Source organism: Streptomyces sp. NPDC090025 (assembly GCF_044748125.1).
GTDB lineage: Bacteria > Actinomycetota > Actinomycetes > Streptomycetales > Streptomycetaceae > Streptomyces.
On sequence record NZ_JBIVFL010000015.1, the window covers coordinates 191,528 to 205,025 of the forward strand.

11 protein-coding genes are annotated in these 13,498 nt (G+C 75.7%); 2 read left to right on the forward strand and 9 right to left on the reverse strand.

What is annotated here, in order from left to right; translation table 11 throughout:
• Window positions 1-47: 47 nt before the first annotated feature.
• Entirely contained in the window at window positions 48-431 is a 384-nt protein-coding gene (locus tag ACIPXM_RS29060; protein ID WP_401661369.1) for a DUF3037 domain-containing protein, read from the reverse strand.
• Complete coding sequence (locus ACIPXM_RS29065) at window positions 428-1,321, reverse strand: HipA family kinase (protein WP_401661371.1); 894 nt, start codon at window positions 1,319-1,321, stop codon at window positions 428-430. Before ACIPXM_RS29065 ends, ACIPXM_RS29060 begins: the two co-directional genes overlap by 4 nt.
• Window positions 1,322-1,501: 180 nt before the next feature.
• On the opposite strand from ACIPXM_RS29065, the gene ACIPXM_RS29070 reads away from it, so the two are divergent.
• Together ACIPXM_RS29070 and ACIPXM_RS29075 are read left to right on the forward strand one after the other, a co-directional pair.
• Window positions 1,502-1,942 (forward strand): SRPBCC family protein, encoded by a 441-nt coding sequence (locus ACIPXM_RS29070; protein WP_401661374.1) that lies wholly within the window; start codon window positions 1,502-1,504, stop codon window positions 1,940-1,942.
• A gap of 45 nt (window positions 1,943-1,987) precedes the next feature.
• The gene (locus ACIPXM_RS29075) at window positions 1,988-3,007 is read left to right on the forward strand and encodes a MerR family transcriptional regulator (protein ID WP_401661377.1); all 1,020 of its coding nucleotides are present in this window, start codon (window positions 1,988-1,990) and stop codon (window positions 3,005-3,007) included.
• A 41-nt stretch (window positions 3,008-3,048) separates the two neighbouring features.
• On the opposite strand, the gene ACIPXM_RS29080 is transcribed toward ACIPXM_RS29075, so the two are convergent.
• The 7 genes from ACIPXM_RS29080 to ACIPXM_RS29110 form a co-directional block, all read right to left on the reverse strand.
• Entirely contained in the window at window positions 3,049-3,885 is an 837-nt protein-coding gene (locus tag ACIPXM_RS29080; protein ID WP_401661380.1) for a DUF1295 domain-containing protein, read from the reverse strand.
• A complete protein-coding gene (locus ACIPXM_RS29085; protein ID WP_401661383.1) occupies window positions 3,882-5,261 on the reverse strand; it encodes a class I SAM-dependent methyltransferase in 1,380 nt (459 codons plus the stop codon). Before ACIPXM_RS29085 ends, ACIPXM_RS29080 begins: the two co-directional genes overlap by 4 nt.
• Window positions 5,258-6,028: a DUF1365 domain-containing protein gene (locus tag ACIPXM_RS29090; protein ID WP_401661386.1), complete on the reverse strand. Its 771-nt coding sequence runs from the start codon at window positions 6,026-6,028 to the stop codon at window positions 5,258-5,260. The genes ACIPXM_RS29085 and ACIPXM_RS29090 overlap by 4 nt, the downstream gene beginning before the upstream one ends.
• On the reverse strand, window positions 6,025-7,284 hold the full coding sequence (locus tag ACIPXM_RS29095) for an NAD(P)/FAD-dependent oxidoreductase (protein ID WP_401661388.1): 1,260 nt from the start codon (window positions 7,282-7,284) through the stop codon (window positions 6,025-6,027). The genes ACIPXM_RS29090 and ACIPXM_RS29095 overlap by 4 nt, the downstream gene beginning before the upstream one ends.
• Window positions 7,285-7,330: 46 nt before the next feature.
• On the reverse strand, window positions 7,331-8,029 hold the full coding sequence (locus ACIPXM_RS29100; RefSeq protein WP_401661391.1) for a sigma-70 family RNA polymerase sigma factor: 699 nt from the start codon (window positions 8,027-8,029) through the stop codon (window positions 7,331-7,333).
• 149 nt (window positions 8,030-8,178) lie between these two features.
• Complete coding sequence (locus ACIPXM_RS29105; protein ID WP_401661394.1) at window positions 8,179-9,555, reverse strand: cryptochrome/photolyase family protein; 1,377 nt, start codon at window positions 9,553-9,555, stop codon at window positions 8,179-8,181.
• A gap of 377 nt (window positions 9,556-9,932) precedes the next feature.
• Complete coding sequence (locus tag ACIPXM_RS29110) at window positions 9,933-13,463, reverse strand: LamG-like jellyroll fold domain-containing protein (protein WP_401661397.1); 3,531 nt, start codon at window positions 13,461-13,463, stop codon at window positions 9,933-9,935.
• Window positions 13,464-13,498 lie beyond the last annotated feature (35 nt).

Here is a 13,498-nt window from a genome sequence, read left to right on the forward strand (position 1 = left end):
CAGGTCAGGCACGGTGCCCGGACGGCCGGGCCGCCCGGCGGCACCTTTCAGCGGACGAGCAGGTCCAGCAGGCGCTCGACCTCGGCCTCGGGGTCGGTGGTCAGGCCGGTGTGCACCGGGCCCGGCTGGACCACGGTGGAGCGGGGGGCGATCAGCCAGCGGAAGCGGCGGCCCGCGTCGTCGCCCGCGGCCTGCCCGGCGGCCTCGCCGCCCGTACAGACGCCTTCGACGGCTCGGAGTGCCGCGCGGACGCCGACGACGTCCGCGCGCGGGTCGAGCGCGGCGAGCTTGGCCTCGTCGAGGTGGGTGCGGGCGGCGACGAAGGACCGGGCGCGGCAGTAGACGACCACGCCCGCGTTGAAGAACTCGCCGCGTTCGACACGGGGCACGACGCGCAGCAGCGCGTATTCGAAGACGTCGCGGTCGGTCACGAGGTGCTGTCCTTCTCGGTGGCGTGCTGGCCGGTGCCCCGGGGGCCGCCTTCAGGGGCGTCCGGCGCGGCGTGGGACCTCGGGGCGAGGCGGTCGGCGAGCCAGCCCGGGGGCTGCTGCGGGCGGCGCTCGGTGCGCGGCCCGAGGGTGATGCGCTCGTGGATGGTGGCGGCGCGGGGCAGCAGCGCGGCCACGTACGCGGCACGGACCTCGTCCGTACCCGCGAAGCCCGGCTCGTCGACCAGCCATTCGTCGGGCACGTCGGCGGCGACCTCGTCCAGGAGTTCCTTGGTGACCAGCGGCGCCAGCTCGGCGGCCGCGGCGGCGATGTCCGGGCCGAAGGGGGCGAGGGCGTGGTCGGAGGCGTCGTACGGCTTCGCGGCGGACGCCTGCGCGCCGGGCCAGTTGTGGTGCCAGATCATGGTGGCGCCGTGGTCGATGAGCCACAGCTCGCCGTGCCACACCAGCATGTTGGGGTTGCGCCAGGAGCGGTCGACGTTGTTGATCACGGCGTCGAACCAGACGATCCTGCCCGCCTCGGCCGGGTCGACCTCGTACGCGAGCGGGTCGAAGCCGAGCGAGCCGGGCAGGAAGTCCATCCCGAGGTTGAGCCCGCCGCTGGCCTTCAGCAGCTCCTGCACCTCCTGGTCGGGCTCGGAGAGACCGATCACGGGGTCGAGCTGGATGGTGACGAGCTCGGGCACCCGCAGCCCGAGCCGCCGGGCCAGCTGTCCGCAGATGACCTCGGCGACCAGGGTCTTGCGGCCCTGTCCGGCGCCGGTGAACTTCATGACGTACGTGCCGAGGTCATCGGCCTCGACGATCCCGGGGAGCGATCCGCCCTCACGCAGGGGCGTGACATAGCGGGTCGCTACGACCTCTTGCAACACTTTCCCAGGCCACCCATCTCTTCAACCGTGCGGTCCACGGACGACTCATCAGGAGCGTAGCGGTGCGACGCACCCGTCAGCCGCCCCGGGGACCCCGTGCATCCGGTCGGGCCCGTCAGCCGGAATCCCTGACGACCGGGGCCGTCGCGCGCCCCGGCGGACAGCGGGAGGAGGGCCGTCGTGGTGGTAAGCGTGACGCGGGTGATGGTGGTGCGGCGTCCGTTGGCCGAGGTCGTGGCCTATCTGACGGACTTCGCCCGGACCGAGGAGTGGGATCCCGGCACCGTCCGCTGTGTGCGGCTCGACGACGGGCCGGGGCGGCCGGGCGCGCGGTGGCGGAACACGTCACGCTTCCGGGGCCGTACGACCGAGCTGCGGTACGAGCTCGTCGTACGGGAGTCCGCGCGGCTCGTGTTCGTCGGGGAGAACCGGACGGTGACCGCGCGGGACGACCTGCGGTTCGCCGAGGAGGGGACGTCGACGCGGCTGACCTACGCGGCGTCGCTGACGTTCAAGGGCTTCGCCCGGCTGGCCGCGCCCTTCCTGCGTGGGGAGTTCGAGGGGCTGGCCGACGGCGTGGTCACGCGGCTGCCGGCGGCCGCCGAGGCGTGGCGCCCGTGACCGCGCTCCCCGGCTCGCGTCGTTTCCGCATCGTACGGTGGTGACATGCGCGAGGCCGTTCACGGGATCACCACGGGCGCCGTGGCCCGCCGTCTGGGGGTCTCCCCCACCACCGTGCGGTCCTGGGACCGGCGGTACGGGATCGGTCCCGCCGTCCGCGGGGACGGACGGCACCGGCGGTGGAGCCCCGCGGACGTCGCCATGCTGGAGGAGATGTGCCGTCTGACGGCGTCGGGTGTCCCGCCCGCCGAGGCGGCCCGGGCGGCCCGGGAGGTGCGGGCGTCGGCGGTGCGCGCCGGGGCGGCGGGGCCCGTCGCGCCCGCGCCCGTGGCGGTGAGGACGGCGGGGGGCGGTCCGGCCGGCGGGGGCGGCCTGCCGCTGGGTGACGTGCGGCAGGAGTGCCGCGGGCTCGCTCGGGCCGCCGTGCGCCTCGACGGGCCGGCCATGGAGGCACTGCTGCGGGCGGCGCTCGTGGAGCACGGGCTGGTGACCGCCTGGGAGGAGATCATGGCCCCGACCCTGCATGCCGTGGGCCGCAAGTGGGAATCGTCCGGCGACCGCTACGTCGAGGTCGAGCACCTGCTGTCCTGGCACATCTCCACCGCGCTGCGGCGGGCCGCCGTCACCGGGCCGGCCCCGGCGTCCCCGGCGCCGCCGGTCCTGCTCGCGTGCGTCCCCTCGGAACAGCACACGCTGCCGCTCGAAGCGCTCGCCGCCGGGCTGGCCGAACGGTCCCTGCCGACCCGGATGTTCGGCGGCGCCGTGCCCGCCGAGGCCCTGGACGCGGCGGTACGGCGTTCCGGCCCGGCCGCCGTCGTCCTGTGGTCCCAGGCCCGCTCCACCGCGAACCACGCGCTGGCCGGGCACGTCGCCGGGACGGCGTTCGGGCTGCGGGGCGCGCGCACCGCAGCCCTCGTCCTCCTCGCCGGCCCCGGCTGGCTCGGCCGCGCGCCCGCTCCGGGCATGGTGCGCCCCACCGGCCTGGGCGAGGCGCTCGGTGTCCTCTCCCGGCTGTACGGGGAGCGGGCCGGGGACCCGGAGGCGGCGGGCCGCGGCCGGGACTGAGCCGGGTCCGACCGCGCCTGACCGGACCCGGTCGGACCCGGTCAGGCGCGGTCGGCGGCGGCGCCGGGCCGGGGCTTCCCGGGCGGCAGGGGGACGAAGCCGCTGGTGCGGGCCCGGTAGTCCGCGTACCCCGGCCGGTCGGCCATATGTGCCTCCAGGAGCCGTTTGCCGCTGCCCCAGATGAGGAGGCCGCTCATCACGAGCGGGGAGACGAGGGTGAGCAGGGCGGTCCGCCAGGTCGCGCAGGCCGTCAGATAGAGGCCCCACCAGACGAGGAAGTCACCGAAGTAGTTGGGATGGCGGGTCCAGTTCCACAGTCCCCGGTCCATGACGCGCCCCCGGTTGGCCGGGTCCGCCTTGAACCGGGCGAGCTGGTGGTCGCCCACCGCCTCGAAGGCGAGTCCCGCAGCCCACAGGGCGAGTCCGAGGAAGGCCGTGACCTCCAGCGGCCCGGGCAGCAGGACCGCGACCTGCACGGGCAGGGAGACGAGCCAGACGAGCGCGCCCTGGAGGAGATACACCTTCCGCAGGGCGTGCAGGGCGGGGCGGCCCCGGCCGCGGCCGCGCGCCAGCATCCGCGCGTACCGGGGGTCCTCCCCGTGGCCGCGGCCGCGCCGGGCGATGTGCAGGGCGAGCCGCAGCCCCCAGGCGACGGTGGCGAGCGCGACGGCGGTCCTGCGCACGTCGTCGCCGTGCCCGGCCGCGAGGAGCCAGGACACGACGGCGACGGCCGCGAAGGCGATCCCCCAGGCGACGTCGACGAGCCGGTGCAGCCGCCGCACGGTGCCGAGCACGAAGGTCACCAGCATGACGGCGAGGGCGGCGGCCGCCGACGCGGCGAGGACGGTGCCGAGGGTCGTGGTGTCGACGCCGCTCACGATGCCCCCGCATGGCGGCGTGCCGGGACGGTGGCGGTCACCGCCCCGGCGCCGGCCGCCGTGAGGCGGAGCTGGCGGACGTCGAGGCGGCCGGCCCGGAACCCGGCCTCGGAGTAGGCGAGGTAGAAGTCCCACAGGCGCCGCGAGACGGCGTCGAAGCCGAGGGCGTCGACGGCGGCCTCCGCGCGGTGGAAGCGGGCGCGCCACTGGTGCAGGGTGGCGGCGTAGTGGGCGCCGTACCCGGTGTCGTGGGTGATGCGCAGTCCGGCGGCGGCGCTCTCGTCCGCGAGGGCCTCCGGGGAGGGGATGAGGCCGCCGGGGAAGACGTACTTGCTGATCCAGGTGTGGGTGCGGGCGGTGGCCAGCATCCGCTCGTGCGGCATGGTGATGGCCTGCAGGGCGACCCGGCCGCCGGGGGCCAGGAGGCGGCGGAGCGCGGTGAAGTAGTCGGGCCAGAACTCGGCGCCGACCGCCTCGATCATCTCGACGCTCACGACGGCGTCGTACCGGCCCCGGACGTGGCGGTAGTCGAGGAGTTCGACGGTGACCCGGTCGGCGAGACCGGCGTCCGCGACGCGGCGGCGGGCGAGGGCGAGCTGCTCCGCGGAGAGGGTGACGGTGCGGACCCGGGCGCCGCGGGCGGCGGCGCGGATCGCGAGTTCGCCCCAGCCGGTGCCGATCTCCAGGAGTTCGGTGCCCGGTCCGGTCCCCGCCAGGTCGAGGAGGCGGTCGATCTTGCCGTGTTGGGCCGCGGTGAAGCGGGCGTCGGACAGCACCCGCCGGTCCTCGGGGAGGGGTTCGAAGACGGCCGAGGAGTAGCTGAGCCCGGGGTCGAGGAAGAGGGCGAAGAACTCGTTCGACAGGTCGTAGTGGCGGCGGACGTTCTCCCGGGCCCCGTCGGGGGTGTTGCGGTCGGCCGTCGGCCTGCGGCGGACCCAGGCGCCCCGGAACCGGCGCAGCGGAGCGGGCACGAGGTCGTCGACGTGCTGTGCGAGGACGGTGAGCACGCCGACCAGGTCGTCGGCGTCCCACTCGCCGGCCATGTACGACTCGCCGAACCCGATGAGCCCGTCGGCGCCGACGCGCCGGTGGAAGGCGTCCGGGTCGTGGAGGGTGAGGGTCGGTACGGAGGCGTCCCCACCGGCCGGTGCGGAGGCGGCGGGCGCGCCGCCGGGTCCGGTGCGTATCCGCAGGGGCAGCCGGGCGAAGGCGCGCCGGACGAGCAGCCGGGCCGCCGCGGTGCGGGCGGCGGAGGCACGCGGGAGCCGGGCGACGTCGGGCCATCGGGCGGCGTCCACCGGGACGCCGCCGGGACCGGGACCGGGACCGGGACCGGGACCGGGGCGAGCGGCGGACGGCGGGGTCGAGCGGGTCACGGGGTGCCTTCCTGCGCGGTGGGGGCGGTGCGGGGCCGGACCCGGAGGCCCTTGAGGTAGAGCTGGACACCGTGGCGGCGGATGCCGAGGGAGACGGCGGCGGTGGACCACGGGTGGCGGAGCGCGGCCGCGAGCAGGCCGCGGGGGTGCGCGGGCCTGCGGGTGCCGCGCACGGTGGCGGTCAGGGGGCGGCTGCCGTCGGGGTGGCGCAGCTGGACGGTGAGGTCGAGGCGGTCGCCGGGCAGCGGCAGCCGCATCCGGTACGCGCCCTCGACGTCGAGGAACGGGGAGACGTAGAACTCCTTGGGCGTCTCGGCGCGCCCGTGCGCGTCGGGGCGGAGCAGGTAGGTGTGGCGCCCGCCGTACGTGTTGTGCACCTCGGCGACGACGCAGACGGGCCGACCGGCGCGGTCGTGGCACCAGTACAGGGTGAGCGGGTTGAAGACGTGGCCCAGCACGCGCGCGTGGGCGAGCATGAGGATCCGGCCGTCCGCCCGGACGCCGTGTGCCGCGAGGCAGGCGTCGAGCCCGGCGCGGAGCGTCGGGGCGGTGCCGTCGAAGTGGTCGGTGGGGTCGAAGCGGGCGAGGGGGCGCAGCGGCCGGGGCAGCACCGGTGGCTCGTCGAGGTCGATCAGCCACAGGTAGGTGCGGTGGCGCAGGGTGTGGCGCAGCGGCGTGACGCGGGTGTGGCCGATCTCGGTCTCGTACAGGGCGGGGACCGGCGGCGGGGCGGGGACCGGCGGCAAGGCGTCGGTGGCGGGTGTCACCACGTCACCCCCAGGTGGCGGGCCGCCTCGACGCCCGAGCGGCAGCCGTCCTCGTGGAACCCCCAGCCGTGGTAGGCGCCGGCGTACGTGGTGACGGCGGTGGTCAGGGTCGGCAGGAGGCGCTGGGCGGCCACGGACTCCGGGGTGTGGACGGGGTGTTCGTACGTCATGCGGGCCAGGACGGTCGACGGGTCGACGTGGTCGCCGGGGTTGAGGGTGACGATGTGCGGCTCCATGGTGCGCAGCCGCTGGAGCCGGTTCATGTCGTAGCTGACCTGGACGGCGCCGGGGCGGGCGGTGCAGGACGGCAGGAGGTAGTTCCAGGAGGCGCGGGCGTGCGGCGAGCGGGGCAGGAGCCGGGTGTCGCGGTGCAGGACGGTCGGGTTGCGCGCATAGGTGAAGGCGCCGAGGACGCGCCGTTCCGGCTCGGTGGGGTCGGCGAGGAGCCGCAGGGCCTGGTCGGGGTGGACGGCGATCACGACGGCGGCGTGCTCGGCGGACTCGCCGTCCGCGGTGACGACCGTGGCGCGGCGGTCGCCGCGGACGACGGCCCGGACGGGGGTGGCGGTGCGCACGGAGGAGACCGGTCTGGCGGCGAGCTCGACGTAGGCCGCGGACCCACCGGTGACGGTCCTCCACCGCGGGGACCCGGTCACGGAGAGGAGTCCGTGGTGGTCGAGGAAGCGGAAGAGGTACCCGGCGGGGTACCGCAGGGCCGCGTCGGCGGCGCACGACCAGACGGCGGAGACCAGCGGGATCGCGAAGTGGCTGACGAAGTGGGGCGAGAAGCGGTGGACCCGGAGGAAGTCGCCGAGGGTGAGGGTCGGGTCGTCGTCGGCGGCGAGCAGGCGGCGCGCGGCGCGGTGGAAGCGCGGCACGGCGGCGAGCGTCCGCAGGTACCGGCCGCTGCGGGCGTTCCCGCCGCCGAGGAGTCCGTGGAGGCCGCGCGCCCCGGCGTACTCCAGGCCGCAGCCGTCGCAGCGGACGGACATGCTCATCTCGGCGTCCTGGGTGGTGACGCCCAACGCGCGGAAGAGGCGGAGCAGATGGGGGTAGGTGCGCTCGTTGTGGACGATGAAGCCGGTGTCGACATGGAGCGTGCCGCCCTCGGCGGAGGGCAGCCGGTGGGTGTGCGCGTGGCCGCCGAGCCGGTCGTCCGCCTCGTAGAGGACCACGTCGTGCGCGCGGGACAGGACGAGGGCGGCGGTGAGTCCCGCCACTCCCGCTCCCACCACGGCGATGCTGTGCGCGTTCATCGTTCCCCATCCCTCGGTGTGTGTCGTACGGGCCTGCCGCGGCGGGTCAGCGGCCGGCGTCGGCGAGTTCGAGGCTGTGCCGCAGGTTCAGGAGGCCGCGGCGGGCGTGGCTCTTGACCGTGCCCAGCGGCAGCCCGGTGCGGTCGGCGATCTGGGTCTGGGTCAGGTCGGCGAAGTAGGCGAGTTCCAGGACGTCGCGCTGGACGCGGGGCAGCCGGGACAGCCCCTCGGTGACGACCATGCGGTCGAGGACCCGCGCGGATTCCTCGTCGGTCCGGTCGTCGTGCTCCAGGGAGCCGCCGAGGGCCGCCGCGAGCTCGGTGCGGCGGGTGCGGGCCGTGAGGGCGTCGGCTACTTTGCGCCGGGTGATGCCGGTGAGCCAGGCGGGCAGCGAGCCCCGGTCGGGGCGGAAGTTCGCCCGGCCGCGCCAGGCGGCGACGAAGACCTGCTGGGTGACGTCCTCCGCTTCCCGGGAGTCGCCGAGGGAGCGGGCCGCCAGGGTGTGGACCAGACGGCCCCAGCGCTGGTGGGCGACGGTCAGGCAGTGCTCGTCGCCACCGGCCAGACCGCGGGCGATCTCCGCGTCGGTGACCGTGGCGGCATCGTCTTCGTCGGAGGCGTGGGCGGGGGCGGGGGCGGGGGCGGGGGCGGCGTCGGGGCCCGCGTCGGCAGCGGCGGGGTCGGCGTCGGGGCCCGCGTCGGGAGCGGCGGGGTCGGGCGATCCGGTCGTCCGGTGCGGGGTCATGGCGCTTCCTCCTCCGGATGGTGGCGCGGGCGTCCACCGGGCGGGCCGCCGTCGGGGCGGCGACGCCGGGGTCTCAGCGGCCCCGTGCCCCCTCACGGTCCGCCGGGCGCGTCCCTCGCCACAACTCGCATCGTTTCCGCATCGAAGTCTCAGTCGGCGGAGCCTCGGAGCAGCCGGAATCGCGCCAGACCGTCGGAGAGCCCGACCACCGGGTCCGGGTAGTCGACGGCCGCCCGGTCGAGGCCGGCGAGCTTCCACGGCTCGTGGACGGCCGGTCCCTCGATGCCCGCGAGTTCGGGGATCCAGCGGCGGACGTAGCGCCCTTCGGGGTCGTACCGCTTGGCCTGCAGGACGGGGTTGAGGACGCGGTGGGGGCGCGTGTCCGTGCCGGTTCCGGCGACCCACTGCCAGTTGAGCTGGTTGTTCGCGACGTCGCCGTCGACCAGCAGGCCGAGGAAGTGCCGCGCCCCCTCGCGCCAGTCGACGCAGAGGGTCTTCGCGAGGAACGAGGCGGTGATCAGCCTGCCTCGGTTGTGCATCCACCCCTCGTGGGCGAGCTGCCGCATGGCGGCGTCCACGAGCGGGTAGCCGGTGCGCCCCTCCCGCCACGCGGCGAGGTCGTCCTCGGCGTCCGCGCCGGTCCGCCAGCCCCCCGGCCGGGGCCGGTAGTCCGTCTCGGCGGCCCCGGGGCGCGCGGCGAGCACCTGGTGGTGGAAGTCCCGCCAGCACACCTGGCGTACGAACGCGTCGGCGCCCGCCCCGCCCCGCCGGGCCGCCCGGTGCACCGCCTCGGTGGCGGACAGGGCGCCGAAGTGCAGATACGGCGAGAGCCGCGAGGTGACGTCGCCCGCCAGGTCGTCGTGCCGGTCCTCGTACGCAGCGAGGTGGTCGGCCAGCCAGCCGGCGAGCCGCTTGCGGGCCTCGCTCTCGCCCCCCGTGGGCAGGCCGGGGGACACGTCCGGAACGCCGGAGCGGTGCGGCAGCGGAGCGGAGCGCACATCCGTGGGCACCCGGAGCCGCCTCGGGGCGGCGAACGGCGTCCGGAGCGGCTCGGCGGCCCAGCGCCGATGGTAGGGCGTGAAGACGGCGAAGTGGTCCGAGCCCTGCGGGACGACGTCGCCGGGCGGCACGACGGTGACGACGCCGTCGTGGACGTACAGGCGGCAGCCGTCCGCCTCCAGCGCGCCGCGCAGCCGCGCCTCCCGCCGCCGGGCGAAGGCGGTCACCCCGGCGGCCATGTGGACCTCGTCGGCGTCGGTCCGCCGGACCAGCGCCCGCACCTCGGCGACCGGGTCGCCCTCACGGACCACGAGCCGGCCGCCGCGCTCCCGCAGGGACCCGTCGAGGTCCTGGAGGCAGTCGGCGAGAAAGGCCAGCCGGTTGGGCGCGGCGAAACCGGCCCGGTCCACGGCGGGGTCGCGGACGAAGACCGGCACCACCTCCTCCGCGCTCAGCGCCGCGGCCCTGAGCGGCGGATGGTCGTGGACCCTGAGGTCGGCGGTGTACAGAACGACGGAGACGGTCATCGCGCTCTCCCGGCTCGGCCACCGGTCACGGACGCGCGGCGCCCGGCCGGGGCACTGACATGGCACTCCTGCATCCGCCTTTCCCCTCGTGACGGGGCGACGGATGCGGGGCGACGGATACGCGGGGCGGGCGCGGCTCCTGATCCGGTGGGCCCACGGCCCGCCCGGGTCCACGGATGCGGACGTACGACGCCGCGAAGGCGGCGGCGAGGACGACGGCTGCTCAGGTGATGACGCCACCGGTGGCGACCAGCCCCCGGCGCGGCCCGTCACGAGCGCCGTGGACCAACGGCGACGAGCCGGACCGGCCGACGGCTGAGCGCGCGGCCACCGCGCCCCACGGGTGACGGGGCACGGCGGCCGCGCGGCCGGCACGGCTACATGCGCGCGTACGCGCCCCGCGCCGTCACCGTGTCGAACGGCAGCCTGACCGCCGTCGTCGCGTCGGCCGCCGGGGGCGTGTCCGCGGACCGCAGGGCGGTCAGCTCGCCGTCCGACAGGGCGCGGCGGATCAGCCGGAACTCGTCGAGACCGCCCTTGAGCCGGTCCGTCGTGCCGCCGTCGGGGCGGGCTCCGAGCACCAGACCGCGGACGTCGAAGCCGTCGTCGTAGGTGAGGGCGCCGACCGGGGCCTGCTTGGTGACGGCGGTGCCGTCGACCGACAGGGTCAGCGCGCCGCCCTGGCGGCGCAGCACCACGTGCCGCCAGTTGTCGTCGCCGAAGACGGTGCCCGGCGGGGCGACGACGTCCAGCGTGGTGGTCGCCGCGTCGGTCTGGAGCAGCGCGGTCACCTTGTTCTGGGCGGGCACCGCCCTGATCCAGAGCTGGCGTTCGCCGCTGCCGACCCCGTACGCCCAGGCCAGCACCGGGGTGGTGTTGTCGGCGGCCTTGAAGCGCACCCAGGTGGCGAGCGTGAAGTCGCCCGTGCCGAGCGCCTCGGCGTCGCCGTAGGGCAGTTCCACGGCGTCGTCGACACCGTCGAGGACCAGGCCGCGCCCGTACTTGCCGCCGGTCGCGGCCGGGGCCGCGCCGCCCCGCACATAGCCGTGGCCGCAGTGCCGCCCGGCGTCCGGGGTGGCCCGGGTGCTCGCGTCGTCGGCCGGGCGCATCACCAGGTGCTGCTCGGTGTTGCCCGGCTCCATGGACCACCACAGGTCGGGGTCGAAGGGCTGCGCCCAGCCGGATCCGACGGTGTCGAGGATGTCGGCGACGTCCTTCACGGGCAGCACCCGCCGGTAGTAGCGGAAGTCGTCGAGCTCCCCGGTGAGGACGTCGGTGCCGGTCGGCTTGGAGCCGATGCGGAAGCCCTCGGGGGTGGTGACGCCATCCGTGAAGGAGCCCTGCAGGCCGTCCCCGGAGACCGCGGTCGCGCCGGGCGCGGCCGGGTCGGCGCTGTCGACGGCCAGGGTGATCCGGGAACCGGGGCCCTGCCCCGCGCCGCGGGTGACCGTCAGCAGGTGCCAGGCGTTGTCGCCGAACGCGATGCGGTCGGCACGCGGATCGGGCAGGTCCAGTTCGACGGCGCCGGTCGCGGTCTCGGCCCGGAGCGTCAGCTTGTCGAGCGACGGTTTCGTCCGCACCCACAGCGAGGGCTTGCCGGTGGCGGAGCCGTACGCCCACATCAGGGCCGCGTCCTTGGTGGTCGCGGTGGCCGGGTAGCGGAACCAGAGCAGGAAGGTGAAGTCGCCGGTGCCGTTGTCGAGTCCGGGCACGAAGGGCACCTCGACGCCGGGCAGGTCGCCGTTCACGGCGAGCGCGCCCTTGCCGATCCGGCCGGTGGTCAGGGCGCTCTCCGAGGACGTGGTGCCGAGCAGCGTGCCGTCGGCGCAGTGGCCGGAGACGTCGTCCTGGATCCGGGTGGTGCGCAGCGCCGCCGGGGTGGCGGTGTCGACGACCTGGAACGGCAGATGGGCGGCGAGCCGGTCGGCGGCCACGGCGGCGGCACCGGGGCCGCGCAGCTGGGCGCGCTGGTCCGCCGTCAGCGCGGCGCGGTAGACCCGGAATTCGTCGACGGCGCCCGCGAAGCCGTCGGCGGGCGCGCCCGGCGGGTCGGTGATCGGCTTGTCGCCGACGCTGATGCCGAGGCCGGTGGTGTTGCCCGTACGGGGTCCGGCGAGGGCGCCGGAGACGGTGCCCGACTGGGTGCCGAGGCGGCCGTCGACGTCGAGGGTGACGGTGCCGCCGGAGCGGACCAGGGTCAGGTGGTGCCACTGGCCGTCGCCGAAGGCGGGCTTGGCGGGGTCGGGTCCTGCCAGGGTCACGGTGGCGGTGCCGCCGCTGCCCTGCACCCAGGCGTACAGCTGGTTCTTGCCGGGCTGGGCGCGCACCCAGACCTGGGGTTTCGTGGAGCCGACGCCGTACGCCCAGAACAGGGCCTGCTGCGGGCTGCTCGTGGTGGTGTCGTACTTGAAGAACATGGCGTACGTGGCGTCGCCGTCGCCCGGGTCGAGCGAGGGCGTGTACGGCAGGTCGGCGTGGCCGTCGGTGCCGTCGAGGGCCAGGCCCTGGCCGAAGGAGACGGGGCTGCCGGTGGGCGGGTAGGCGGCGCCCGAGGTGAGGGTCGCTCCGGTGCTCAGATAGCCGTCGTTGGCCTCGGCGGTGGTGTCCGGGGTGGTGCGGCCCGGGGCCGGGGCGGGCGCCGGGAGCGCCGAGCCGAGGTGGCCGACGGAGGCCGGGAGCTGGAGGTCGGCGGCGCGGAACCGGGTGAAGTAGAGGTTCTCGGCGGAGAAGCTGGGGCCGCCCTCGTAGAACAGGCCGAACTCGCCCTCGGAGAGTTCGGCGAGGTCGGAGTATCCGGCCCGGTCGGCGGTGGCGGTGCTCAGCCGGCCGCCGGGGGCGTCGGTCCAGGTGACGCCGTTGTTGGTGGAGTAACGGATCTGCATGGTCTGGCGGTTGCTCGGGTGCGCGGGCGCGGACATGAGCAGCAGGTCGCCGGGGGTGGTGCGGTAGGTGTGCTCGGGGGCGATCACCGAGCCGCTCACGTCGGGGCCGGTCCAGCCTTGGGTGAAGGTGAACTTGGGCACGGTGACGCCGCCGTCCTCGCTGACGGAGTGCATCCGGTGACCGGCGTCGTGCGGGCTGCGCGCGCTGAGGTAGACGCGGCCGCCGGGGAGTTCGACGACGGAGGGCTCACCGGGCTTGGCGGCCGGCTTGCCGTTCGCGTCCACCGCGTAGGAGTCGACGCTCGTGCCCGCCTTCCAGTTGACGCCGTGGTCGTCGCTGTAGAGCACGCCGACCTTGGCCACGGTGCCGCCGGGCTGCTCGTACGCGCCGACCAGGAGCCGCCCGGCGTGCGGGCCCCCCTTGAGCTGGATGCCGTGGCTGGGGCCGGTGCCGAACCAGCCGGTGCCGGCTTCGGTCAGTCGCGGCGCCTCCTTCGGGGCGCCCCAGGTGAGTCCGTCGTCGGTGCTCTTCTGCACCCAGGACTTGCGGGACTCGCCCTGGGTGGGGACGGCCTTCTCCGAGTTGGAGAGCAGGAAGACGTCTCCGGTGACGAGGTCGGCGATCGGCGAGGCGTTGCCGCGGACGTACGGCTCGTCCGGGTCGGTCTCGCTGCCGGAGAGCACGACGCGGATCGGGCCCCAGGTGCGGCCGTCGTTGGTGGAGCGGCGGACGACGGTGTCGATGGGGCCGCGGTCGGCGCAGGACGGTGAGGTGCGGGCCTCGGCGAAGGCGAGCAGGGCGCCCGACTTCGTACGGACCAGGGTGGGTATCCGGAAGCAGCCGTATCCGGCGGTGCCGGAGCGGAACAGCACCTGCTGGGTGCCGATCCGGTTGGCGTCGGAGAGCGGTGCGCCGCTGGCGGCGGCGGGCGGGGCGGCGACGCCCCCGAGGAGCGAGCCGAGCCCGGCGAGCGCGGTGAGCAGCGCCCCGGCGCGGCGCCCGGCGCTTGATCGTTTTCTGTGCATGGCCGGGACGCTAACCAGCCGTCGGCGCCACTCCC